Origin of the sequence: Parahaliea aestuarii (assembly GCF_008064635.1) — a bacterium.
GTDB lineage: Bacteria > Pseudomonadota > Gammaproteobacteria > Pseudomonadales > Halieaceae > Parahaliea > Parahaliea aestuarii.
Genome location: NZ_VRYZ01000001.1, coordinates 547561 through 571063, shown reverse-complemented (window position 1 = coordinate 571063; position 23503 = coordinate 547561). Strand labels below are relative to the sequence as shown.

Below are 23503 nucleotides of genomic sequence, written 5' to 3'. Positions count from 1 at the left end.
TCAGTGCCGGAAGTCACCCATCCAATCGTGACTTCCGGCCTATTGTCGTGGTGCCTGCCTACGCCCTAAGCTGGAAGCGAGAGCCACAGTCAGAGACCAGAAGGGAGAGTCAGGTGCCGAAATGGTTGCGGGAATTTGGCCTGGATCGCGCCAGCGCAGTGCTGACCTGGGGCCTGGTGGCAAGCACCAGCCTCTACTTCCTGCTGCTGCAATTGCAGCCCTGGCACTGGCGGGTACTGCTGGCCGGCTTCCTGTACCTGGCTTTTCTCGCGCTGTTCCTGGCCCTGTCCCACAGCGAAATACAGGGCAGTCGCCACTACCGGGCGGCGGGTATGAGCGGTCTGTACGCGCTGGTCGTTGCCCTGTACTTCACGGTGCCCTTCGGTTTCACCGGCGTGTTGATGGCGGTGTGGTGCGCCCTGCTGCCCTACTTCCTGCCACTGCGGCTGGCCCTGTGCCTGTCACCGCTGCTGTCGCTACCCCTGTGGCTGGTCTACCGCGACTACTGGCAGCAGGAGGACAGCCTGCTGAACGCCCTGCTGTTCTGGGCGCTCAACCTGTTTGCCATGATCACCATGAACAACGCCCTGCAGGAGCGGCGCGCGAGGGAGGCCGCCGACGAACTGAATCGCAGACTGCAGGCGACCCGCACCCTGCTTAACGAGGCCAGTCGCCAGTCGGAGCGCACCCGCATTGCCCGCAACATCCACGACCTGCTCGGCCACCACCTTACCGCCCTGTCCCTGCACCTGCAGGTCGCCGCTCGCAGGAGTGAGGGCGAGGTGCGCGACACCATCGAACGCTGCCACGCCATCGCCGGTCTGCTGCTAAGCGACGTACGCGAAGCCGTGTCGGAGCTGCGCGAGCACAGCGGGCTCGACCTGCACCAGGCGCTGGTGGCGCTGACGCGCAACATCCCGCGCCTGCAGGTAGATCTGAAAGTGACCGCCAATCCCACCGACCTGGCGGTAGCGGAAACCATCCTGGCCTGTGTCCAGGAGAGTCTCACCAACAGCCTGCGCCACTCCGGCGCCACCCTGTTCAGCATTGAGCTGATGGAGACAAACGGCGGCCTCGACCTGCGCCTTGGCGACAACGGCGCCTGTACTCCGCCGGTCCAACCCGGGAACGGCCTGCGCGGACTCCGCGAGCGGGTCGCCGCGCTGGATGGACATATCGCGTTCAGGGCTTCGCCCGCGGGCTTTGAGACCCGCGTGCAATTACCGGGAGATCAGGCGTGATCCGCGTATTGCTGGTGGACGATCAGACCCTGGTGCGCCAGGGCATCACCAGTCTGCTGGCACTGTCGGATCAGGTGCATGTGGCAGGCGAAGCCGCCGACGGCGACGAGCTCGCTGCCGCCGTGGCGGATTGCCATCCGCACGTCATCCTGCTGGATATCCGTATGCCGCGTCAGTCGGGTATCGAAGCGCTGCGCGCTCTGCGCGCCAGTGGCTGTCACCTGCCGGTGATTATCCTGACCACCTTCGACGATCACCAGCTGGTGCTGGACGCTCTGGCCGCCGGCGCCCAGGGCTACCTGCTCAAGGACGTTTCCCTGGAAACCCTGGTCGAGGCCATCGCCACGGTAAACAGGGGAGACACCCTGATTCAGCCGGCAGTTACCGAGCGCATCATGAGCGGCCTGCGGGGAGTGACGCCGACCTTTGAGGCGCCAGCGGAACCGGAGCCGCTCAGTCCCAGGGAACAGGCCGTGCTACGCCTGATGGCTGGCGGCTACAGCAACCGCGAAATCGCCCTGGCCCTGCACAAGTCAGAAGGCACCATCAAAAACCAGGTGTCCACCCTGCTGGCCAAGCTGGGGGTTCGCGATCGCACCCGCGCCGTGTTGTTGGCCATCGAGCGCGACTTGCTCTGACCCGGCGATCAGCCGCTGTTCTTGCGGAACTGGCGCAGCTCGCGGTTGAACTGGGCTGCCACCCGCTCCATGCCATCAATGGTCTCATTGCGCTTCTTGATGTAGGTGGGCGAGCCGCTGGAACCGGAGTCCTCGAGGCAGGCGATGTAGGCTTCACCGCTGCTGACGTAGTCCTTGACGGCTTTTTGCACTGCGGCCATTTCCGATTCCGATGCGGCTTTGCCGTCGGGGATGCTGGCACTGAACACTGGCTCACTGCAGGCCAGTGCCTTGGGAGTCATCAGGGAAACAGCCAGCGCCAGCGCGGCGCAGCCGGTGCCGGCGATGCGGGATTGGCGAATTTGCATTTTCATGTCTTCTCCTGGGAATCTGGGGCTTCGGGAGACAGCGAGGATCCCGGCGCCACGGGATTAATGCACTCCCGCAGCCGTACCGCGCCGTCGACAGTTCTATCGGCGGCGGGAAGAAAACCTTGAGGCTGGAACTAGTCGGCGTCGAGCAGCCGCGAACGCAGGCGACTGATAGCCTGGCTGTGGAGCTGGCACACACGGGATTCGCTGACCCCGAGCACCGCGCCAATCTCCTTGAGGTTGAGTTCTTCCTGATAGTAGAGGCCCATCAGCAGCTTCTCCCGCTCCGGCAGCGCGTCGATCGCAGCGGTCAGTTGCTCCCGCCGCTCGCCTTCCAGCAGGGCGCCAAAGGGGGAACGACTACTGGGCGCGCTGTCCTCCGGCTCGCCATCCTCTACCACCAGCTCTTCATAGGGCAGCAGAAAACCGTTATTGATGTCGCCCAGCAGCTGCTGATAGTCCTGCAGCGAGATACCCAGCGCCTGCGCCACTTCCCGTTCCTGCGGCGGACGGCCCAGTTCCTGGGCGAGCTGGTGCATCACACTGTCGAGTTCCCGCGCCCGGCGCCGCACGCTGCGGGGCAGCCAGTCGCGGGAGCGGAGCTCGTCGATCATGGCGCCGCGTATACGGGCGTTGGCGAAGGGAAGGAAGGCGGTGCCGGCGTTGGGATCGAAGCGCCCCAGCGCGTCCAGCAAGCCCAGCATGCCCGCCTGGATGAGGTCGTCGATATCGACGCCCGCCGGCAGACGCACCTGCAGTGAAAGTGCCTGGCGGCGCACCGCCGGAAGGTACTCCTCCAGCAGTGCTTCCTGTGAAATTTTACCCTGTGCAGTGTATGTCATAGCCCGAGTGCTTGCCTTTTTGACCGTTAGCGACAGTGCCGCCAGAGTCTATTATTCCCCCTGTTGCCGGCCGGCCATGCGGCGATTAGGGCAATCTGCAAGGCTCTATTCCAGCCTTACAAAACCTGTCCTCAGGCCTTGATCAGCAGCAGTTTTACGCCGCAGCGCTCCAGCGCCGCGCGGCGCAGGTTCTCCAGCCTGCCGCGGCGCGGCATGTGCGGGTGATGCAGAGCCAGCAGGTGCCTGGGGCCGGCTTTCCCGCTGAGCCCGCGCAACTGCGCGAAAGCCCGGCAGATACCTTCCGGCCCTTCGTCCACCCACAGGCCCCAGCGCTGGTGCAGTGCCGCCAGCGCCGGCAGACGGGCGTCGTCGGCCCGCACCGGGCGCACCCGCCAGCGCGCGGGATCACCGACCCAGTCGTAGCCCTGTGCCTGCCAGTGCTGCAGCACCCGGGTAACCCGCTGGCTGCCGCTGTCACAGTCCAGCCCCAACACCATCAGGGTGCGCGGGGCTGCGTGGGATGGCGGCTCGACAGACAGTGTTTTGGCCCAGCGGCGCAGGCCCTCCGCCTGGTCGCCGTCGATCATGCGTTGCCGGCGGGCAGTGACAGTGCCAGCCTGCGCAGGGCCTCGCGCTGACCGAATAACTGCAGCAGGGCCTGTAACAACAGCTGAGGTGAGCGGCGGCGGGTACGGCCATCCAGCGCCAGCAACTGTGCCCGCACATCCAGCGCCCACTCGGAGTGGTCGCCATCCAGTCTGCATGCCAAAGCGGCAAGGCCGTGGGCCACACAGTGCAGGCGCGCGGCCTGCCCGCGCCAGGTCGGCAGGCGTTCACCGAGCAGATCAGACGCCTTGCGCCGGAGCGCAAAGAAGGTCTCTGCAAACATCTGCTGCGCCAACAGGGCGCGACAGTCATCGGCGTGCAGTTCCGCCGGGGCCAGCCAGTAGCGTCTTCCGACCACAGCGCCCGTATCCAGGTTGCGCAACTCGCCCAGACAAGCCCGCAGACGCACGCTGCAACGGCGGCGACGGCCACCGGGAGCGGCGTACACGGTTACCGTGTGCAGGCGCAGTTGTACTTCGCGAGCGCGGAAGTTCACCGCCATGGCTCCGGCGCTCTCGGCGCGGGACCAGAGCTGGGACAGGGGCATCCGCTGACCTTCGCAGTACACCCGACTCTGGTGCGATGCCGCTACCAGCCAGGGAATCTGTCGTTCCAGCAGCATCAGTGCAGAGTGGCTATCGGGTAATTTCGACAGCATCAGGCCACAGCCCTCCGCCCGCTGCGGCAGTTGCCGTGCAGGCCCGGCAGCGACCGGTGACAGCAGGGCCAGACCACCGCGATCCAGGGCCAGAAAGTCTTCTGTGGCATCGCGCCCCTGTACCAGAAAGCGCGTTGCGGCCGGTGCCTCGGCAAGTGCCGCCGCCGCTTCGCCGCCCCAGACCCGCTGCAGGGAATCCAGCTCCCCCAACTCCCGGCTCAGCTGTTGCCACACGCTTTGCAGCGCCAGCCCGCGATCCAGCGGATCGCGAGCGCCGGCCACTTCATCCTCTGGCGACGCGCTGGCCATCAGTGCCTCACTCATCAGCTCGCCGGCGGCGGCAGGCGCCAGGTCCTCGGGCACACGCTGGCCATAAGCCACGAAGTGCAGACACAGGTTGTGGCGCATGATCGTGGCCAGAGCTGGCCCCAGACGGGGCGCCTCGTCGAGCTTGCTGACAATGGCGTTGACGATCTCCACGCCTGCGCTGCGCGCCGCCTCGCGATAAGCCACCACCGTGTCGTCGAGGGTCTCCGCCTGGGACGAGGCATTCACCATCAGCACCGCGCGCACCGGGCGCGTACCGCCAGCGAGCTGCTGCATCTGTTCCCGCAGCCGTTGGTCGCGCTGGCCCATGCCGGCGGTATCGACGATCAACAGGGGTTTGCTGGCGATGTCCTGCGGCAGGTCCGCCAGCGATTCGCCGGGTGCCAGCACATGCATGGCCACACCCAGCAGGTCGGCGTACACCTTGAGCTGGTCGCGTGCACCCACCCGGTAGTGGTCGGCGCTGACCAGGGCGATATCGCCGGAGCCGTAACGCATGGCATAGCGCGCGGCGAGCTTGGCCGCGGTTGTGGTTTTACCGACACCGGTGGGGCCGACCAGGGCCAGCAGCCCGCCCTCTTCCAGTTCGGCAACCGCATCGGCCGGTGTGCGCAGGCGGTTCTGTAGCTGTCGCACCAGCCAGGTATCGGTGGCTGCCCCGGGCGTCAGGCCGGGGCCGGCGGTGGCGGCGATATCCTCTGCCAGGCCGGCGCCGAAGCCGGCACCGAGCAGACGGCTGCGCAGGTCCTTGTACTGCTGCTCTCCGGCTTCGTCCGGGGTATCCACCTCGACCGGTTGCGGAGGCCGGGCCGCGTCGAGCATTTCCCGCATGGCCTGTACTTCATTCAACAGGCGCTCGTGAGATGCCAGCAGGCTCGCCGTATCGACAGCGCCCGCGGTGCTGGTTTCTACGGCCTGCAAGCGCGGCTTGGGCGCCAGGCTGACTGTCTCTGCGCCGCCCGCCTCGCCGTCGGCCATGGCGAGGATCTCAATGCCGGCATCGGTGGGCCGGTTGGCGATGATCAGCGCGTCTTCACCCAGTACCGCCCTTACCTGGCGCATGGCTTCACGACTACTGGTACCGACAAAACGCTTCACGGTCATGCTTGAGCCCCTATCATTCTGGTCATCCTCACACTGCGTTCATGGGGTATTTCGGATTGCGACATCACCGCCATCTGCGGCAGGCGACGGCGCAGGAATTTCGCCAGCGGCAGGCGCAGTGACGGAGGCACCACCAGCACCGGCGGATCGCCGGCCTGCTCCTGGGCTTCCAGCGTCGCCTGTGCTTCATTCATCAGGGTTTCCGCCAGGCCCGGTTCCAGCGCATCGCCACTGGCAACCCCCTGCAACAGCACCTGTTCCAGGGCGCTGTCCAGACCGATCACGTGCAGGGTCTCGTCTCCGGGGAACCACTGGTAGGTAATGGCGCGCCCCAGGGCGATCCGCACCTGGGCCAGCAACTCGTCGGGCTCGCCATCGCCGCCCTGCTCCGCCAGGGTGTCGAGAATGGTGCGCAGGTCGCGAATGGACACCTCTTCCTGCAATAGCTGCTGCAGCAGGCGCTGCAGGGTGGTCATGGACACCCGCTTGGGCACCACATCTTCCACCAGCGCCTTGTTGCCGCTGCCGAGCTTGTCCAGCAGGTGCTGCACTTCCTGCCGTCCGAGCATTTCGGCGGCGTGTTGCAGCAGCAGGTGATTGAGATGGGTGGCGACCACGGTGCTGGCATCCACCACGGTGTAGCCGTAGACCTGGGCAAGCTCGCGCTGCCCGGCCTCGATCCACACCGCCGGCAGGCCAAAGGCAGGGTCGCGGGTGACGGTACCCGCCACTTCCCCGGTGAGCTGGCCGGGATCGATCGCCAGCCACTGGCCGGGGAAGGCTTCGCCACGGCCGACCTCGGCGCCCTTGAGGGTAATGACATAGCGGTTGGCTTCCAGCTCCAGGTTGTCGCGGATGTGCACCACCGGCGGCAGGAAGCCAATCTCCTGGGCGAACTTCTTGCGCACGCTCTTTATGCGGCCGAGCAGTTCCCCCTGCTGGCGGTGATCCACCAGCGGAATCAGGCGATGCCCCACTTCCATGCCCAGCATGTCCACCAGCTCGACGTCGTCCCAGCTCGCCTCCGGCACTTCGGCCGTGGGCAGCGGGCCGTCGTTGATCTGTTCCTCTGCAATGCGGTCGTCGCGCTGGCGCGACAGCCACCAGGCCAGGCCGCCCAGGGTGCCGGTGAACAGCAGGAACACCAGGTTGGGCATGCCGGGCACCATGCCCAGCAAGCCCATCACGGCCGCCGACAGCGCCAGTACCTTGGGGTTGATCAGCAACTGGCTGATCATCTGCTGCCCCACGTCCTGATCGGTGTTGACACGGGATACGGTGACGCCCGCCGCGGTGGAGATCACCAGGGCGGGGATCTGCGCCACCAGGCCATCGCCGATGGTCAGCAGGGTGTAGGTCTTGCCGGCATCGGCAAAGGACATGTCGTGCTGCACGATGCCAATCAACAGGCCGCCGATGATATTGACGAACATAATGATCAAGCCGGCGACCGCGTCGCCGCGCACGAACTTGCTGGCGCCGTCCATCGAACCGTAGAAGTCCGCTTCCAGAGCCACCTCGGTGCGGCGCGCCCGGGCCTCCTCTTCACCAATCAGGCCCGCGTTCAGGTCGGCATCGATCGCCATCTGCTTGCCGGGCATGGCATCGAGCATGAAGCGCGCGCCCACCTCGGCGATGCGCCCGGCGCCCTTGGTGATTACCATGAAGTTGATCACCACCAGAATCAGGAACACCACCAAGCCCACGGCGAAATTGCCCCCCACCAGGAACTGGCCGAAGGCCTCGATGACCCGGCCCGCGGCGGCGCCGCCCTGGTGCCCCTCCATCAATACCACGCGGGTAGAGGCGACGTTCAGTGACAGTCGCAGCAGGGTGGTAAACAGCAGTACCGCGGGGAAGGCAGCGAATTCCAGCGCACTCAGGGTGAACATGCTGACCAGCAGTACCATGACCGCCAGCGCAATATTGAAAGTAAAGAAGAGATCCAGAACAAAGGGCGGCAGCGGCAGGATCAGCATGGCCATGACCAGCAAAATCAGCAGCGGCCCCGCCAATACCTGCATCTGCTCCCGCTCCGGCCAGCGCACTGCGCTGGTATAACGGCCGAGTCCGTTCATGATTCACTGTCCTCTTGCGCGGCCGGCACTTCGAGCTCCAGCGGCACCGGCAATTCGAGCGGCGCATCCGGTTCCAGCCCGCCCTCCTCGCGCACGCGTCGCAGGCGGAAGGCCCAGGCCAGTACTTCCGCCACGGCGGTATAGAGGCCCGTGGGTACCTCTCGATCCAGGTCCACGTGGCGGTGCAGCGCCCGCGCCAGCGGCGGCGCCTCCAGCAGGGGCACACCGTGCTCTGCCGCCAGTTCGCGAATCCGCGCCGCGACCGCATCTGCGCCCTTTGCAACCACCCGCGGCGCGGACATCCGCGCCTCGTCGTAGCGCAGGGCCACGGCATAGTGCGTAGGGTTGGTGATCACCACATCGGCCTCCGGCACCTTGCTCATCATGCGCGAGCGCGCCACGGTCTGCTGCTGGGCCCGTATGCGCGCCTTGAGCTGCGGATCACCTTCGGTTTCCTTGTGCTCGCGACGAATCTCTTCCTTGCTCATGCGCAGCTTTTTGGCGTGACTCCAGAGCTGGTAGGGCACATCCAGCCCGATCACCAGCACCAGCGCCAGCACCATCAGGGCGCAGGCGGTCACCGCCAGACGCAGGGCAGAGGCCACCGCCTCGGCCACCGGGAAGTCCATCAGCGCCATGAACTCACCGCGCCGACTGTGCAGGAACCAGACCGCAACGCAGCCCACCAGCACGGATTTGGCGATCGCCTTGCCCAGCTCGGCCAGGGCCTGGCTGGAAAACTGGCGCTTCAGGCCTTTGATCGGGTTCAGGCGGGAAAACTGCGGCTTCAGGGATTTGGCGCTCATCGACCAGCCGCCGAGCAACATCGGCGCCGCCAGCGCCAGGAGGGCCAGCACCAGAAAAAGCGGAATCAGCGCCATCAGGGTGTGCTCGACCAGGGTGGCGGCCGACATGACCATAGGGCCGGGCTCGAAGGCCTGGCGGCGTTCGAACAGCAGCGACTGCTCCATCACCAGCCCGAGCTGGGGCCCCAGTACCGAGGCCATCGACCACAGGCCCGCCACGCCGCCCAGCAGCAACATAAAGGTGGCCAGTTCGCGGGATCGCGGCACCTGCCCCTCTTCGCGGGCCTTTTCCAGGCGCCGGGGGGTGGCGGCTTCGGTTTTTTCCTGGTCGCTGGAATCGTCAGCCATAGGGGACAGTGGGCAGTATTAATGAACGCCGCCCATTGTCGTCACTGAGGCCCGCCGCCGAAGCGGCAATTAACGCATGCAAAAGCGCGCTATTCTCGGCTAGCGCAGCGCACCGTAGAGAGGATGCAGCCCGGGATTCAAAAGGCCCGGGCCCGCGGGGACATCAGAAGCCCAGCTCGTCCAGCAGGGAGTCCACCTGGTCCTGGCTGCTGACCACGTCTTCTCCCCCCTCGCCCACCTGGGGACCATTGAGCAGGGAATCCGCCTGCTGCCGCTGCTCGGTGGGTTCATTCAAGCGGCGCTGCATGTCCTCCCGCTCGCGCCCTTCCGGCACGCTGTCCAGCAGCACCTGCAGCAACTGGCGCTCCACCTCGCGAATCACGTCCATCATTTTCTTGATGACCTGGCCGGTCAGGTCCTGGAAATCCTGGGCCATCATGATTTCCAGCAGTTCCTGGTTGGTGGCGCGGGTCAGCTCCGGTATGGCCGACAGGAATCCCCGGGTTTCCGTCACCAGATCGCGCGCCGAGTCCAGTTCCAGGGGCGCCTCGAACCAGCCCTTCCAGCTCTCGTCCAGTTCCCGCGCCTTCTCTTCCAGCTCGGTCTGCAGGGGCTGGGCGCGATCGATGGCATTGAGGGCGCGCTCGGCGGCCTGCTCCGTCATCGAGGCTACGTAGGTCAGTCTTTCGCGGGCGTCGGGAATCGCCTGGGCGGCCTTTTCCACTTCCTTGTCCAGGCCGAGTTCGCGCATGCTGTCGCGCAGCATGCGGGTCAGCTGACCGACCCGTTGTACCAGTTCATCGCTGGTCTGTCCCTCGGCAGCGGGCAGCGGCGTCACATTCATCGTCATACTCAAGTCTCCTGCCATTGCCGGCACCGTCAGTTACCGAGCTTCTCGAAGATTTTGTTGAGTTTCTCCTCCAGCGTTGCCGCGGTGAAGGGTTTGACGACATAGCCATTGGCGCCGGCCTGGGCCGCGGCAATGATGTTTTCCTTCTTCGCCTCCGCCGTCACCATCAACACCGGCAGCGACTGCAGTGCACTGTCCTCGCGGATCTGCTTGAGCATCTCCAGTCCGTCCAGGTTGGGCATGTTCCAGTCCGATACCACGAACTCGAAGCTGCCGCCGCGCAGCTTGGCCAGCGCCTCCTGCCCGTCCTCTGCCTCGTCGACGTTGTTGTAGCCCAGCTCCTTGAGCAGACTGCGAATGATCCTGCGCATGGTGGGGAAGTCATCCACCACCAGGATACTCATGTTCTTGTCCATCATTACTTGCCTCGTCAATATTGCTTGCTGCGCGCCGCTACCCGGTGCCAGCCGCTGTTCAGAATTCTTCCCAGTCGCCCTGGGCTGCGCCGTCCCGCAGCGGCAGCGCGTGGCCGCCGCTCGCCGCCACAGCCAGGGGCCGCGCTTTCGCGGCAACCGGTTCCTGGTCGTTGGCCGCCTGGCGGCGCTCTTCCGCTATCCGGTCCACCCTTTCCGCCAGTTGCACTTCGCGCCCGGCTTCCATCAGCCGGAAGGTTGCCATCGCCTGCTCCAGGCGTCGCGCCTGCTCCTCCAGCGACGCCGCGGCGGCTGCGGCCTGCTGCACCAGCGTCGCGTTCTGCTGGGTCACCTCATCCATCTGGCTCACAGCGCTGCTGACCTGGTCGATACCGCTGCTCTGCTCCTGCGATGCCGCGGAGATTTCATCCATGATGTCGGTCACGCGTTTCACCGCGCTCACCACTTCCTTCATGGTTTCACCCGCCTCGGCCACCAGGCGCGAGCCCTCGTCCACCTGGGCGGCAGAGTTCTCGATCAGCTGCTTGATTTCGTGGGCGGCATCGGCGCTGCTGCCAGCGAGATTGCGAACTTCCCCCGCCACCACGGCAAAGCCGCGTCCCTGCTCACCGGCACGAGCGGCCTCCACCGAGGCGTTCAGCGCGAGAATATTGGTCTGGAACGCGATGGAATCGATCATCCCGGTGATATCGGCAATCTTGCGCGAGCTCTCCGAGATGCGTTGCATGGTATCCACTACCCGGTCGACCACCTGGCCACCGCGCTCTGCGGTATGGGACGCGTCGCTGGCCAGCCCACTGGCCTGGCGCGCGTTGTCGGCATTCTGCTTCACCGTTGCGGTCAGCTCTTCCATGCTGGTCGCGGTTTCCTCCAGCGACGCCGCCTGTTGTTCGGTGCGCGAGGACAGGTCGTTGTTACCGCTGGCAATTTCCGTGGTACCGGTAAAGATCGAATTACTGCTATCGCGCACATCGGTCACGATGCGGGTCAGGCTCTGCTGCATGTCATTCATGGCGGCGAACAGTTTGCCGATCTCGTTGTTGCCCGGCACATCGATGGGATGCGAAAGGTCCGCGTCGGCGATGTGCTGCAGGCTTTCCACCGCGCGGTACAGCGGCAGGATCACCAGGAAGCGCAGGCCGAGATAGATAACAACAACCATCACCACAGTGAGTCCCAGCAGGCCGAGGCCAATCAGGCTGAACTGCTCGACCTGCTCGCCATAGCGTTCCATCATGGTCACGCGGTTGTTTTCCGCGTAGGCCACAAAGTCGTTGACACCTTCGGTGAGGCCGTCACTGGGCGGTACCAGCATCTGCCGCAGGGAATCAAAATCGGCAATATCGCCTTTCTCCAGTGCGCCGTACTGTTCCCGCACCAGCTCCATCACTTCGCTGAAGTTGCTCTCGATCGCCAGCACATGCTCCATCCCCTCCTCGCTTTTCGGCTCGGCGAGGAAGGCATCGAGGCGCGCCTGCGATGCATCCAGCTCCACCAGCGCAGTATTCATCTGGCGCTCGGCGTTAAGGCTGCGATCCTGGGCCAGGTAGTTGACCGCCATCTCCAGTTTTACCCGGGCGCTGTTAAGCAGGCTGGTTGCAATGTTGATGTGGTCGACCTGCACCACGCTCTCCTGCTCAATGAGCTCCAGCGAGTCGCTCGCAGTACGGCTGGCCATATAGCCCAGCGCCGCCACTACACCGATCAGTGCAGCAAAGCAGAAGAGCACGGTGGCCATCGCCACGTTGATTCTCAGGTTCCGCAGCAGCTTTATCATTCTGTCGATTCCTTTGCTTGATTGAGATTGGTAAAAAAGTGTTTGCGCCCTAGACGCGCTGTGCCCGGCCCGACGCCGCAGCCTTGGCCAGCAGCGAGGGCGCGATGTCATCCAGCGCCAGCACCTCGCCGGCTCCGCCCAGGGCAATCGCTTCGCGGGGCATGCCAAACACCAGTGAACTGGCCTCGTCCTGTGCCACGGTCTGCGCTCCGGCCTCGCGCATGGTCAAAAGGCCCTGCGCGCCGTCCTTGCCCATGCCGGTCAGCAACACGCCAATGGCGTTGCGCCCTGCCTGCTCGGCCGCGGATTTGAACAGCACATCCACCGAGGGCCGATGACGGTTGACCGGCGGCCCACCATCGAGCCGGGCTATGTAGTTCGCACCACTGCGCGCCAGGCGCAGGTGGGAGTCCCCCGGGGCGATGTAGGCGTGTCCCGGCAGGATGCGCTCGCCGTCTTCAGCTTCCTTCACCTCGATCTGGCACAAGCGGTTCAGGCGCTGGGCGAAGGAGCGGGTAAAGCCACCCGGCATGTGCTGCGCGATCAGGGTGGCCGGCGCATTGGCCGGCAGGCGCTCAAGTATGCTGCGCAAGGCCTCGGTGCCGCCGGTAGAAGCGCCGAGGATGAACAGCTTCTCACTCGATACCAGCGGCGCCCGCAGCACCGTCGCACGCTCCCTCGGGGCGGCTTCGTGGCGGCGCACCCGGGCGCTCGCCGCGGCCCTGAGCTTGCTGGCGATCAGGTCGCTGTAATCCAGCATGCCGTTGCGAATACCGATAGACGGCTTCTCGACGAAATCGACGGCGCCCAGTTCCAGCGCACGCAGTGCCACTTCGGAGCCGGCCTGGGTCAGGGAGGACACCATCAGCACCGGCATCGGGCGCAGGCGCATCAGCCGCTCGAGGAAATCGAGGCCGTCCATACGCGGCATTTCCACATCCAGGGTGATGACGTCGGGACTGTGCTGCTTGATCAGGTCCCTGGCCACCAGCGGGTCCGGCGCCACCGCCACGACCTCCATATCAGCATGGCTGTCGATGATCTGTCGCAGCAGGTCGCGTATCAGAGCCGAGTCATCAACGCAGAGCACTCGCAACTTGGCCCCTTTCACTTGCCTTCTCCTCGATGGCTCCCACGGCCTGATAGCCGTGGGTTCTTTAACTCTATCGGCCGCACGTTCACGCCCTTTAGGCAAAAACGGCGCGGCAGCTGATCACCCGCCGCATCAGTCATGCCAGGGTGTAAACCGTCTGCCCGCGGAGGCGAAACCGCTCACTGACATAGGAAAAACTCTCGGAGTGGCCGGCAAACAGCAGTCCGTCCGGCTTCATCAACGGGGCAATACGCTCGAGAATCCGCGACTGGGTAGACTGATCGAAATAGATCATGACGTTGCGGGTAAAAATCGCGTCGAACTGCCCCTCGACCGGCCAGCGAGTGGACACCAGGTTGAGCGGACTGAAAGATACGTGCTGTGCGACTTCCGGTCGCACCCGCGCATAGCCGGCCATACTGCCGCTGCCGCGCAGGAAGTTGCGGTGCAGGCGCTCCTGCTCCAGCTTGCCGAGCTGATCCAGTCGGTACACACCCTGTCGCGCCCGCGCCAGGGCATCGGTATCGATGTCGGTGGCAACCACTTCGAAGGGCACCTGCCCACCGAGCGCTTCCCGCAGGGTAATGGCGATGGAATAGGGTTCCTCACCGGTGGATGCCGCTGCACACCACACCCTGACCCGGTCGCGACGACCGGCAAAGTGTTGGGCCAGCAAAGGGAAATGATGGGGCTCGCGAAAGAAGGAGGTGAGATTGGTGGTCAACGCATTGATAAAATGCTCCCACTCCGGGTCACCCGGACGCTCCTCCAGCCGGTCGACATAGTCGCAAAAGCTGTCCACCTGCAGGGCTCGCACCCGGCGCGCCAGGCGGCCGTACACCATCTCTCGCTTGTGATCGGCAAGGACAATGCCGGCGTGGCGATAGATCAGATCGCGGATACGATGAAAATCCCGCTGTGCCAGGATCAACTCGCGCAGGGCAGGCATTGCCTGTGATGGGGCTTCAGTTATGGCGTTCAATCGAGCTTACCTGTAGCAGATGCGGGTCAGTCCCGCCGGTCGAAATGGTCAATCACAATCAACTGGCGGCACGTTCCATCAGCGCCATTTCCTCGCTGGTGAGCAGCCTCTCGATATCCACCAGCACCAGCATGCGGTCGTCGATGCTGCCCAGACCACTCAGGTAGTCCACCGGCATGCTGACCCCGAACTCCGGAGCGGGCTTGATCTGTTCGGCACCGAGGCTCATCACATCGGACACGCCGTCGACCACAATGCCGACAATACGGTCTTCGATGCTCACCACGATGACCACGGTCTGCTCGGTGTACTCGACCTTGTCGAGCCGGAACTTGATGCGCAGGTCGACCACCGGAACGATCACGCCGCGCAGGTTGGCGACACCTTTGATAAAGTCCGGTGTATTGGCGATGCGGGTGACGTTGTCGTAACCGCGAATTTCCTGCACTTTCAGGATATCGACGGCGTACTCCTCGTCGCCGAGGGAAAACACCAGGAACTCCACGCGCTCGCCGCTTTTTTCAGTCGCGTCGCGCAATGCCGTGCTTTGACTCATATCAGTGCCTCTTCTGGCTGCTTCTGTATTGAAGATTTTTCCCCCGCCGGGGGCGCTGCGGTGCGGCGCCGGCCCTGGCTCAACTCCTGCAAATCGCCGATATCGAGAATCAGGGCCACGCTGCCATCACCGAGGATGGTGGCAGCCGATACGCCCGGCACTTTGCGGTAGTTGGTCTCCAGGTTCTTGACCACAACCTGTTGCTGGCCGATCAGTTCGTCGACCTGCAGGGCATAGCGACGCCCCTCGCCCTGCACTACGCAGGTGATGCTTTTGGTGACATCCTCTACGGCGTTGGCCACCGACATGGCCTGACCCACCGGCACCACCGGCAGATAGTCCTCGCGCACCTTGAGCAGCAGGTCGCCGCCACCCATGCTGTAGAGATCGTCTTCCCGCGGTTGCAGGGATTCGATAATGGCGTTGACCGGCAGGATGAAGGTTTCGCTACCGACCCGGATCAGCATGCCGTCGAGGATGGCCAGGGTGAGTGGCAGCACAATTCGGGTGCGGGTGCCCTGACCTGGCTGCGAGAGAATTTCCACATGGCCGCCCATGGACTGGATATTGCGCTTCACCACATCCATGCCCACGCCGCGGCCGGACACATCGCTGACTTCCACCGCAGTGGAGAAGCCCGGCGCAAAGATCAGCTGCCAAACTTCTTCGTCACTCATACTGTCCGACACGGCGATACCGCTGCTGCGGGCCTTGGCCAGAATCCGGTCGCGATTGAGGCCGGCGCCGTCGTCGCGCACTTCGATCAGGATATTGCCGCCCTGGTGAGTCGCCGACAGCAGCAGTTGCCCGGCGTCGGGCTTGCCGGCGGCGCGGCGGGTAGCCGGGTCCTCAATGCCGTGATCCAGGCTGTTGCGCACCAGGTGGGTCAGCGGGTCGATGATGCGCTCGGTCAGCCCCTTGTCCAGTTCGGTCGACTTGCCCTCGGTCACCAGCTCGACCTCTTTGCCGAGCTTTGCGGCCAGATCCCGGACCAGGCGCGGGAAGCGGCTGAATACATAGTCCATCGGCACCATGCGAATGGACATCACCGCTTCCTGCAGGTCGCGTGAGTTGCGCTGCAACAGGTTCAGCCCGTTGTTCAGCGCGGCGGTGCCGGCGGCGCCTTCGGCCACCTGATTGATCATGGACTGGGTGATGATCAGCTCGCCCACCAGGTTGATGATCTGGTCCACCTTGCTCACCGGCACCCGGATCGAGTTGCTCTCCCCGCCTTTACCGGCATCGGCTGCGGGCTTCCTTCGTTCCGCAGGTGCGTCTGCGTCGTCGGCCGTCGCCGCCGCGGCCACTTGCGCGACCGGCTCTGCGGGGGCCGGCACCGACTCACTGCCGGCCTGCTGGCTGGACACCGGCCGGATAGAGAGTTGCTCCGGCTCCACGATGAAGCACATGACCGCCTCGACATCGTCGGGGCTGACCCCGCAACGCAGGGTAACCCGGTACTGCTGGGCGTCTCCCTCGCGCGCCACAATCTCACCGAGCTGGGACAGTTCATCAATCAGCAACTCACGATCCTTGTCGCCGACACCCAGCAGGCTCACCTCCAGCAGGTCGCTGTCGTCTTCGGCAGCGCCGCCGCTTACGGCGCTCTTCGCCGCGGGTGGCGCCACCGCAGGCGCCGGTGCTGCGTCGGCGGAGGACACCGCGCGCCCGATTTCCGCTTCGGCCATCTGCTGCAGCACAGCACAGATACGCTCAAAGGTTTCGGCATCGGGTTGTTCACCGGCGCGGTAGGCTTCCAGTTGTTCCTGTAGCATGTCCTTGGTTTCCAGAAAGGTGTCTACGATGTCGCGCCGCAGGCACAGTTCGCCGTGGCGGGTCGCGTCCAGCAGGTTTTCCAGTAGATGGGTTGTCTGCTGCAGCTCGGTCAAACCGAAGGTGCCGGCCCCGCCCTTGATCGAGTGGGCGGCGCGAAATATGGCGTTGAGCTCTTCGCTGTCGGGCGCCTCAACGTCCAGCGTCAACAGGATCTGCTCCATCTCCTGCAGCAGTTCCAGAGCTTCCTCGTAGAAAGTGTCAAAAAATTCGCTGATATCCATCGCTATTCCATCGCCAGTGCGGAACTGGCCAACATCGCTTCCTGTACCCGATCCAGGATCAGCGTCGCCGCCTCCCGGTTCAGTACGACCAGAGTGATACGGCGATTGGCCGCATCGCGGGGCTCACTGCCCGGGAGGGGGAGTTGATCGCCCATGCCCATCACCTGAAGCAGCTTGCTGTCTTCAAAACCGCCGGACACCAGTTCACGTCGCGAGGCATTGGCTCGATCCGCCGACAGCTCCCAGTTGCTGTAGCCAACCACCCCGGCCGCGTAGGGCGCACTGTCGGTGTGACCACTGATGCTCAACTTGTTGGGCATCTCATTGAGCAGTGGCGCCAGCACATGCAACAGGTCGCGCATATAGGGCTCGACGCGGTCGCTGCCATTCTCGAACATGGGGCGCTGGTCAGTGTCGACAAGCTGGATGCGCAGTCCGTAGGGCGTCATGTCGAAGCGAATCTGGTGCAGCAGTTCGCGCAGCCCTTCGTCGGCTTTTACCACCGACTCTATGCGCTTCTGCAGGGCAACGAACTGTCGCTGAATATCTGTGGCGCGCGTTTCCAGGCGCAACTCAGTCCTCTGCCGTTCACCGTCCACATGGGTTGGATCGGCACCGCCACCGGGAATGACGCTGGTGCTGGAGGTCTGCCGGTCACCGCCGGCCAGCGCCACGGACAGGGGTGTCCGAAAGTATTCCGCCACATTGCGCAACTGCTGCGGTGTGGCGCTGGACAAAATCCACAGCACCAGAAACAGGGCCATCAGTGCCGTCATGAAATCGGCGTAGGCTATTTTCCAGCTGCCGCCGTGGTGGGCGACGGTGATTTTCTTCGGCCGCCGGATAACGACGGGGCGTGCGCCATCGCTCATGCCGTTTCCGTCTCCAGCCCGCCGGGATTGCGCACGTGGTTCTCCAGCTCACTGAAGCTGGGGCGTTCAGCGGTATGCAGCGCCTTGCGCCCGAACTCCACCGCCAGTTGTGGCGCATAGCCGTTAAGGGTTGCCAGCAGCGTGACGCGAATGCACTGCAGCATTTTCACAGCCTCGTGGACCTGGCGGTCGATGCGGCTCGCCAGCGGATTGACAAAACCGTAGGCGAGCAGAATGCCGAGAAAGGTGCCGACCAGGGCGTGAGCGATCATCAGGCCCATTTTCTCCACGCCGGCATCCGCCTGGCTGAGGGCGTTCACCACCCCCAGTACAGCGGCCACGATGCCAAAGGCGGGCAGCGCATCGCCCACTTTACTCAGCGCATCGACGGGGATGTGGGCCTCGTGCTCAAAGGCCTCGATCTCGTGCAGCATCAGCTCGTCGATTTCCATCGGCTCCATGCCGCCGCTGACCATCAGGCGCAGGTAGTCGGTGATGAAGCCCATGATCATCGGATCGGACTGGATGCGTGGATACTCGGAAAAAATGTCGCTCTCCTCCGGCTTTTCCACGTCCTGCTCAATAGCCAGCATGCCGCCGCGACGCATCTTCGACAGCAACTTGTACTGCAGCGCCATGAGCTCCATGTAGGTGGCCTTGTCGTAGCGCTTGGTGCGCTTGAGCCGGGATGTCGCGTTCAGGGTGGCGCGAATGGCCTTGCCGTTGTTGGCGGCAATGAACGCACCGATGGCCGCACCACAGATAATCAGAATCTCCGTGGGTTGCACCAGTGGGCCCAGGTGGCCGCCAGCCAGCACAAAGCCACCAAAAACCGATGCGGCGACGATAATAAATCCGAGGGGTATTAGCACAACCGAGACCTTCTCCTGCCGACGTGGATAGCTTCTGACCTGACTATCGGCAGGCCCGGCGAGTTCTTGAGGCAGACTCGTCAGTCGACAGCAAAAGGTGGAAACGGGGTAGCGCGAAAGCTCACACCCCCGGTGGTAGAAGCAGGAATATGGATCAGGCGGGGCCGGGTAGGCCCCGCGTCAGGCGCTGACGCTGCGCGCGGTTTTACCGGCCCTTGAAGGAGGCAGACAGATCCCGCATACGTACTCGCTGGCCGGGGTATGGGCGTGCATGACGAATTGCCCCGAGCAGCGGGTACAGGGGTTCACCTCGAACATGCCGCTTTCAAAGTAGCGGATCAGGGTCCAGGCGCGGGTGAGACCGAGCACCGGTTCTGCATCGTCCAGGGAGAGCTGCTCCAGGTACATCCGGTAGGCCTTGGTGAAGGCTTCCATCCGGGTGCAGCCCAGGGTCCGCGTCAGGCGCTGGTAGTAGCTGTAGAACAGGGACGAGTGAATGTTCGGCTGCCAGGTCATGAACCAGTCCGTCGAGAAGGGCAGCATGCCCTTCGGTGGCGACATTCCGCGCACTTCCTTGTACAGCCGTATCAGGCGTCCCCGGCTCAGTTCGGTCTCTGACTCCAGCACCTGCAGCCGCGCCCCGAGTTCGATTAACTCGATGGCGAGCTGCACTTGCTGCATTTCAGTGACAAGGCTCTTGTCTGCCACCCTCAGACGCCCTCTGCGGTCGCCGGCATGCCCGACAGCGGCGCCGAGGCCATCAGCAGGGAGCCGTGCAGCAGGTCCATGCCCTGGTCGCGGACGTTGTGGGTCAGTTGCGCCAGTTGTGCAGCGCCGTCCAGACAGGGACGGAACAGCATCTGGTTGTTGCGCGCCAGGCGCCCGACCTGACGCGCGCTCAGCGACAGGAGATGGCGCCCGAGATCGTCATCGATCTTCAGCCGCATCAGAGCGGTGGTGAAATCCGATTTAAGGAGGCGCTGTGCGATCAGCAGATAAGTCAGGTTGAGATCCTGGATTTCCACCAGGTCTTCAGTGTGTGTGGTCATGGTCTTGCCCATTGTTTACCGACGGCCGGGGCGCTTCACCCCGATCCCTACCAAGTATTGGCGGACCCGCATTTTTTGGCTGCGGATTCCTCCAGGCCGTTTTGCTTCCCTGCAAGACAATCGACACTTCTGTGAACCGGTTCGGAAACAAAATCCCTTAGCAAACCTGACCGGATCGGTGTCTTTCTGATTGCGCACAATAATAACTTTTGAGAATGATTGTTTAAATGTGACATGCCCTATCAAAATGTGACCCACGTTTCACTTCCATCAGAAAGTCCGCCGGATGGGGCTTTTTACCCGGCGCAGAGACACCTGCGAATCACGCTTCGTCCTCTTCCGCCAGCCAGCCGAGCACCTCGGCAATGGCGCGATACAAAGGGTCGGGAATGCGCTGATCGAGATCCAGTTGCATTAACAGCTGCACCAGCGCCGGCTCGCTGTGAACGTAGAGTCCGTGGCGGCGGGCCTCGCTGATCAGACGCTCCGCCAGCTCTCCATAGCCGCTGGCCACCAGGCGCGGCGCGGTATGGGGATCGCCATAGGCAAGCACCGCGGCGCGGGACGGCGGACGGCGCGAGGTCGGCTCGTCACTCATCGGCCAGTATCCGGAATTGCAGGTTGACCGGCTGGAAGCCGCAGTCGACCAGACGGGTGCGCAGTCCCTCCCCGCGCTGCGCCAGGCTGTCGGTGAGCTCGGTGGCGGCGGTCAGTTCGAGGCTCAGCGCCTGCGCCACCAGCGTCATCCTGACCTGGAGGCGGCCGCGCTGCGCCAGGTCCAGCACCAGTTCGGTACTCCAGGCCTGTTCTTCGGCATCGGCGGCGTCGCCCTCTGCCGCTTCATCGCCCCGGCGGCGGGCATCGCCCCAGGCGACTTCCGGCGCAAATATCGCCAGCGCCAGAAACAGGCCCTCCCAGACCTCACCCTCCCAGCGCACCACCGGGGTGGCAAGCAGTTCCAGCTGGTGGCGCAGGACGCTGGCCAGCGTGTCGGGCAAGCGCGCCACAGTGCCCTCTTCCCGGGACTGTCTGCGGGGGGCATCGGATTCGGCTGGCGGCAATGCAGCGCTGGCGCCCGGGGGCGGCGCCGCCGGTCGGGCGCTGTCGGTCATCTGCGGTTCCAGAGCCAGCTGCGCGAGCGGCAGGCGACCGCGATACCAGAGCGCCAGGTGGGATTCGTAGAACAGGCCGCTGCGGGCAATCTGGCCCTGCACCGCCCGGGCCAGCACCGCCGGTTCCGGCGGCGCGCCCGGCTCGCTTTGCAGCGGTGATCCGCGCAGTACCGATGGCGGCGCGGGATAGCGCGCCAGCAGGCTGGCGATTTCCCGGGCGGCGGGACTCAGTTGCAGTGTGGCGGCGCTACCGCCGCCGGCGGTGTCCGCCGCGGGGCGCGCCACCGGGTGTCCGGCATCGCCGGCAAGGAGGCTCTGTGGCAGCAGCGCCCGGGGATCCAGGCGCGAATCACTGTGCACGGCCTGGGGGGCAATGGCCGCCTGCAGGGGCTTGACCGGCTCATTGAGGGCGCGCGCTGGCTGCAGGTCCACGCGCTTGCCCAGCACCTGGTGCAGCAGCGTGTCCAGCAGGGGAGTCAGGCCAGCCACGTCGCCTATCCGCCCTCAGTACTCGTCGGTCAGCCGCGTCTCATCGGACGTCAGGGCAGTACCCTGGCGGTAGACCCGGTTGAGACTGCGGCGGCGCTGCGCGGTACCGAGGCGCTCGCCAATCTCGTCCCTGCGCTGCAGCAACAGGTCACGAATGGCCAGGTCATTGGCGAGAATGGCCTCCAGCATCAGTGCCTTGTGCTCGCGCTGATCATTGTCCAGCGACAATCCGGCCTCGTGCCGCCGCAGGGTTTCCACCTCTACCACGTAGCGTGCCTGCTGCCGGATCAGCTCTTCCCAGCGCTGGTTGCGCGCCAGTTCCAGCATGGCCCGGGTCATCAGCACCAGCGATTCGTAAACGGCCAGCAACTCTTCTCCTGTTTTGATGGTCACGGACGCCGGGCGTCCACTGCTACCTGGCTCAGATGCCGGCATCCGGGATCGCCTCCCTGATCTCGGTGGCGCCAGCGGCCTGCCGGCCGGCACCGATTTGGCGCCAGGCGGAGGCGATATCCTCTAACAGGCGCCCCGCCTCGGCCAGGCTGTCGTCGTCGTCGTGCAGGTTGGCTTTAAGCAACAGGCGCCCCACATAGTAGTAGATGGCGGCCAGCTGTGCGGCGATGTCACCGCCCTGCTCCTCATCGAGGGCCGCCAGGAGGCCGTTGTTGACGATATCCAGGGCTTTGGAAATGGCCAGACCCTTGGCGCCCCTGTCACCGTTCTCGAGCTGCAACCGCGCGGTTCGAATGGCGCTCAGCGCACCGTCGAACAGCATCTCTATCAAACGGTGCGGGCTGGCGGACAGCACGTCGCTCTCCACCCCCACTCTGGCATAGCTGCCGGGGCCCTGGCGCCAGGCCGCGGCAGCTCCTCGCCGGTTCATCATGGCCGGACGCTCCTTTGCTGTACTTTCATTTCACCGCCCTTGTTGGCTTCACTTACGGCCCAGCTGTGCATTCATCATGTCGAATTGCTGGGTCAGGTAGCTACTGGTGGAGTTCATGGTGGCTATCAGGCTGTCCAGCTGGCTGAACTGGCTGCGGTAGCGACTCACCGTTGCCGCGATGCTCTGCTCCATACGCTCGTAGCGCAGGCCCAGGGCGTCGATACTGTCGTCCAGGGCGTCGGTGGCACTGTCTATCAGGCCGCCGTCCTGCACCATCGGGTCGATGAGGTCGGCCAGGCGGTTGGCAAAGCCGTTCTCCCCATCGCCGGTAAAGAAGGCGGCCAGGTCTCCGGGCTGTGCGGCGACGACTTCGTCGAGGCGGTCACTGTCCAGGGACAGGGTGCCGTCGAGCTGCAGCGAGACACCGATATCGCTGAGCATACCCAGCGCGCCGCTGTTCTCGACGGTACTCATGCCATCGCGCAGGCGGGTTTCGATGGAGCGCAGCGTATTGTTGCCCAGCAGCATGCCGGCAGAACCGGTATCGCTGTTGTAACTGCTCAGGCTACCGATGGTCTTCTGCAGTGCGTTGTAACTGTTGACGAAGCCCTGCACGGCATTGCTTGCCTTTTCGCTGTCCCGCTCCAGCTCCAGCTCCAGGCTGCCGGTCTCCGCGAGGTTCAGGGTCACCCCCTGAATGGCGTCGGCGACGCTGTTGGACTGGCTCTGGATGGCGATGCCATTGACACTCAACTCGGCATTCCGGGCCGCCACCTCGGTGCCGGCATCGAGGCTCAGGCTCCCCGCCAGCGCGCCAAAATCCACCGCCGCGATAGCCGCTTCCGACCCTGTCTCGCTGGACGCCAGCACCAGTCGCCAGGGGCTACCGCTGCCGTCGTTGACCAGGGAGGCCGACACGCCGGCATCGGCGGCGTTAATGGCATCGCGAATATCTTCCAGCGAGCTGTTGTCAGCGTCGATGTCGATGTCGGCGGTATCCCCGCTGGCCAGGGTCAGGGTGATTACCCCCGCCCCCAGGTCGGCCTCGCGGTCGGCCACACCGGCAGTCGCGATGCTGTAGCCGCGCGCCAGTTGCTGTACCTCCACCTGGAAGGTGCCGGGCAGCGCCTCGGCATCGGCGGTGACAGTAGCCGCATCGCCGCTGCTGCTCGCCTTCACTGTCGAGAACAGGTCCGGCGAAGCCAGCTTGGCCACGGCGCTATTGAGCTGGTCGAGAGCGCTGTCCAGCAGGCCGAAGGAAGAAATCTTCGCCTGCTGTTTGTTTTGCTGGGCGACGATGGGTGTCAGCTTCTGCCGTTCGGCGGATTCCAGCTGATCCAGCAGGCCGCTGAGATCCAGCCCGGAGCCAATGCCCAGAGAAGAAATACTCGCCATAGTTTTCACTTACCTCGTCCATCAGTGGCGTATTGTGCGCCAGTTCGCCATAACCCAAGGGTGAAACAGAGCCTCACCGGC

24 protein-coding genes are annotated in these 23503 nt (G+C 64.4%); 2 read left to right on the top strand and 22 right to left on the bottom strand.

Annotation, left to right across the window (positions count from 1 at the left end; genetic code table 11):
* The first annotated feature begins 113 nt into the window (after positions 1-113).
* Together FVW59_RS02590 and FVW59_RS02585 are read left to right on the top strand one after the other, a co-directional pair.
* On the top strand, positions 114-1241 hold the full coding sequence (locus FVW59_RS02590) for a sensor histidine kinase (protein ID WP_148062657.1): 1128 nt from the start codon (positions 114-116) through the stop codon (positions 1239-1241).
* A complete protein-coding gene (locus tag FVW59_RS02585) occupies positions 1238-1879 on the top strand; it encodes a response regulator (RefSeq protein ID WP_148062656.1) in 642 nt (213 codons plus the stop codon). Before FVW59_RS02590 ends, FVW59_RS02585 begins: the two co-directional genes overlap by 4 nt.
* A gap of 8 nt (positions 1880-1887) precedes the next feature.
* Here the strand turns inward: FVW59_RS02585 and FVW59_RS02580 are convergent, their stop codons facing one another.
* The 22 genes from FVW59_RS02580 to fliD form a co-directional block, all read right to left on the bottom strand.
* Positions 1888-2232, bottom strand: a complete 345-nt coding sequence (locus FVW59_RS02580; protein ID WP_148062655.1) for a hypothetical protein — start codon at positions 2230-2232, stop codon at positions 1888-1890.
* A gap of 131 nt (positions 2233-2363) precedes the next feature.
* Positions 2364-3071, bottom strand: coding sequence for an RNA polymerase sigma factor FliA (locus FVW59_RS02575; protein WP_148062654.1), 708 nt, complete (start codon positions 3069-3071; stop codon positions 2364-2366).
* A 131-nt stretch (positions 3072-3202) separates the two neighbouring features.
* A complete protein-coding gene (locus FVW59_RS02570; RefSeq protein ID WP_148062653.1) occupies positions 3203-3658 on the bottom strand; it encodes a hypothetical protein in 456 nt (151 codons plus the stop codon).
* Positions 3655-5766 carry a flagellar biosynthesis GTPase FlhF gene (gene flhF / locus FVW59_RS02565; RefSeq protein ID WP_148062652.1) on the bottom strand — a complete coding sequence of 704 codons (2112 nt, stop codon included), beginning with the start codon at positions 5764-5766 and terminating at the stop codon, positions 3655-3657. The genes FVW59_RS02570 and flhF overlap by 4 nt, the downstream gene beginning before the upstream one ends.
* Entirely contained in the window at positions 5763-7844 is a 2082-nt protein-coding gene (flhA, locus tag FVW59_RS02560; protein ID WP_148062651.1) for a flagellar biosynthesis protein FlhA, read from the bottom strand. The genes flhF and flhA overlap by 4 nt, the downstream gene beginning before the upstream one ends.
* Positions 7841-8998 (bottom strand): flagellar biosynthesis protein FlhB, encoded by a 1158-nt coding sequence (gene flhB, locus FVW59_RS02555; protein WP_148062650.1) that lies wholly within the window; start codon positions 8996-8998, stop codon positions 7841-7843. The genes flhA and flhB overlap by 4 nt, the downstream gene beginning before the upstream one ends.
* A 163-nt stretch (positions 8999-9161) precedes the next feature.
* The gene (gene cheZ, locus FVW59_RS02550; protein WP_222711402.1) at positions 9162-9848 is read right to left on the bottom strand and encodes a protein phosphatase CheZ; all 687 of its coding nucleotides are present in this window, start codon (positions 9846-9848) and stop codon (positions 9162-9164) included.
* Between the two features lie 29 nt (positions 9849-9877).
* Positions 9878-10264 carry a chemotaxis response regulator CheY gene (gene cheY / locus FVW59_RS02545; RefSeq protein ID WP_281290170.1) on the bottom strand — a complete coding sequence of 129 codons (387 nt, stop codon included), beginning with the start codon at positions 10262-10264 and terminating at the stop codon, positions 9878-9880.
* 58 nt (positions 10265-10322) lie between these two features.
* Entirely contained in the window at positions 10323-12059 is a 1737-nt protein-coding gene (locus FVW59_RS19785; RefSeq protein WP_148062648.1) for a methyl-accepting chemotaxis protein, read from the bottom strand.
* 49 nt (positions 12060-12108) lie between these two features.
* Entirely contained in the window at positions 12109-13170 is a 1062-nt protein-coding gene (locus FVW59_RS02535; RefSeq protein WP_148062647.1) for a protein-glutamate methylesterase/protein-glutamine glutaminase, read from the bottom strand.
* 118 nt (positions 13171-13288) lie between these two features.
* Positions 13289-14134, bottom strand: coding sequence for a CheR family methyltransferase (locus FVW59_RS02530; protein WP_246139600.1), 846 nt, complete (start codon positions 14132-14134; stop codon positions 13289-13291).
* Between the two features lie 58 nt (positions 14135-14192).
* Entirely contained in the window at positions 14193-14690 is a 498-nt protein-coding gene (locus tag FVW59_RS02525; RefSeq protein WP_148062646.1) for a chemotaxis protein CheW, read from the bottom strand.
* Positions 14687-16747, bottom strand: coding sequence for a chemotaxis protein CheA (gene cheA, locus FVW59_RS02520; RefSeq protein ID WP_148062645.1), 2061 nt, complete (start codon positions 16745-16747; stop codon positions 14687-14689). Before cheA ends, FVW59_RS02525 begins: the two co-directional genes overlap by 4 nt.
* Before the next feature lie 2 nt (positions 16748-16749).
* Positions 16750-17619 (bottom strand): flagellar motor protein MotB, encoded by an 870-nt coding sequence (gene motB / locus FVW59_RS02515; RefSeq protein WP_148062644.1) that lies wholly within the window; start codon positions 17617-17619, stop codon positions 16750-16752.
* Entirely contained in the window at positions 17616-18491 is an 876-nt protein-coding gene (motA, locus tag FVW59_RS02510; protein ID WP_148062643.1) for a flagellar motor stator protein MotA, read from the bottom strand. The genes motB and motA overlap by 4 nt, the downstream gene beginning before the upstream one ends.
* Before the next feature lie 180 nt (positions 18492-18671).
* A complete protein-coding gene (flhC, locus tag FVW59_RS02505) occupies positions 18672-19199 on the bottom strand; it encodes a flagellar transcriptional regulator FlhC (protein ID WP_148062642.1) in 528 nt (175 codons plus the stop codon).
* Positions 19200-19201: 2 nt separating this feature from the next.
* Positions 19202-19540, bottom strand: a complete 339-nt coding sequence (locus FVW59_RS02500; protein WP_148062641.1) for a flagellar transcriptional regulator FlhD — start codon at positions 19538-19540, stop codon at positions 19202-19204.
* A 322-nt stretch (positions 19541-19862) separates the two neighbouring features.
* Positions 19863-20138, bottom strand: coding sequence for an EscU/YscU/HrcU family type III secretion system export apparatus switch protein (locus FVW59_RS02495; RefSeq protein WP_148062640.1), 276 nt, complete (start codon positions 20136-20138; stop codon positions 19863-19865).
* Positions 20131-21141, bottom strand: a complete 1011-nt coding sequence (gene fliK / locus FVW59_RS02490) for a flagellar hook-length control protein FliK (protein ID WP_148062639.1) — start codon at positions 21139-21141, stop codon at positions 20131-20133. Before fliK ends, FVW59_RS02495 begins: the two co-directional genes overlap by 8 nt.
* A gap of 15 nt (positions 21142-21156) precedes the next feature.
* Positions 21157-21534 (bottom strand): flagellar protein FliT, encoded by a 378-nt coding sequence (locus tag FVW59_RS02485; protein WP_187275715.1) that lies wholly within the window; start codon positions 21532-21534, stop codon positions 21157-21159.
* Positions 21535-21562: 28 nt separating this feature from the next.
* A complete protein-coding gene (gene fliS / locus FVW59_RS02480; protein ID WP_148062637.1) occupies positions 21563-22027 on the bottom strand; it encodes a flagellar export chaperone FliS in 465 nt (154 codons plus the stop codon).
* Positions 22028-22075: 48 nt separating this feature from the next.
* Entirely contained in the window at positions 22076-23422 is a 1347-nt protein-coding gene (fliD, locus tag FVW59_RS02475) for a flagellar filament capping protein FliD (RefSeq protein ID WP_148062636.1), read from the bottom strand.
* Between the last annotated feature and the right edge of the window lie 81 nt (positions 23423-23503).

Excerpts from the sequence above, each read along its gene's own strand:
- FVW59_RS02580 (WP_148062655.1), bottom strand. The coding sequence starts at position 2,232 with ATGAAAATGCAAATTCGCCAATCCCGCATCGCCGGCACCGGCTGCGCC.
- FVW59_RS02575 (WP_148062654.1), bottom strand. The coding sequence starts at position 3,071 with ATGACATACACTGCACAGGGTAAAATTTCACAGGAAGCACTGCTGGAG.
- FVW59_RS02570 (WP_148062653.1), bottom strand. The coding sequence starts at position 3,658 with ATGATCGACGGCGACCAGGCGGAGGGCCTGCGCCGCTGGGCCAAAACA.
- flhF (WP_148062652.1), bottom strand. The coding sequence starts at position 5,766 with ATGACCGTGAAGCGTTTTGTCGGTACCAGTAGTCGTGAAGCCATGCGC.
- flhA (WP_148062651.1), bottom strand. The coding sequence starts at position 7,844 with ATGAACGGACTCGGCCGTTATACCAGCGCAGTGCGCTGGCCGGAGCGG.
- flhB (WP_148062650.1), bottom strand. The coding sequence starts at position 8,998 with ATGGCTGACGATTCCAGCGACCAGGAAAAAACCGAAGCCGCCACCCCC.
- cheZ (WP_222711402.1), bottom strand. The coding sequence starts at position 9,848 with ATGACGATGAATGTGACGCCGCTGCCCGCTGCCGAGGGACAGACCAGC.
- cheY (WP_281290170.1), bottom strand. The coding sequence starts at position 10,264 with ATGGACAAGAACATGAGTATCCTGGTGGTGGATGACTTCCCCACCATG.
- FVW59_RS19785 (WP_148062648.1), bottom strand. The coding sequence starts at position 12,059 with ATGATAAAGCTGCTGCGGAACCTGAGAATCAACGTGGCGATGGCCACC.
- FVW59_RS02525 (WP_148062646.1), bottom strand. The coding sequence starts at position 14,690 with ATGAGTCAAAGCACGGCATTGCGCGACGCGACTGAAAAAAGCGGCGAG.
- cheA (WP_148062645.1), bottom strand. The coding sequence starts at position 16,747 with ATGGATATCAGCGAATTTTTTGACACTTTCTACGAGGAAGCTCTGGAA.
- motB (WP_148062644.1), bottom strand. The coding sequence starts at position 17,619 with ATGAGCGATGGCGCACGCCCCGTCGTTATCCGGCGGCCGAAGAAAATC.
- FVW59_RS02500 (WP_148062641.1), bottom strand. The coding sequence starts at position 19,540 with ATGACCACACACACTGAAGACCTGGTGGAAATCCAGGATCTCAACCTG.
- FVW59_RS02495 (WP_148062640.1), bottom strand. The coding sequence starts at position 20,138 with ATGAGTGACGAGCCGACCTCGCGCCGTCCGCCGTCCCGCGCCGCGGTG.
- fliS (WP_148062637.1), bottom strand. The coding sequence starts at position 22,027 with ATGATGAACCGGCGAGGAGCTGCCGCGGCCTGGCGCCAGGGCCCCGGC.
- fliD (WP_148062636.1), bottom strand. The coding sequence starts at position 23,422 with ATGGCGAGTATTTCTTCTCTGGGCATTGGCTCCGGGCTGGATCTCAGC.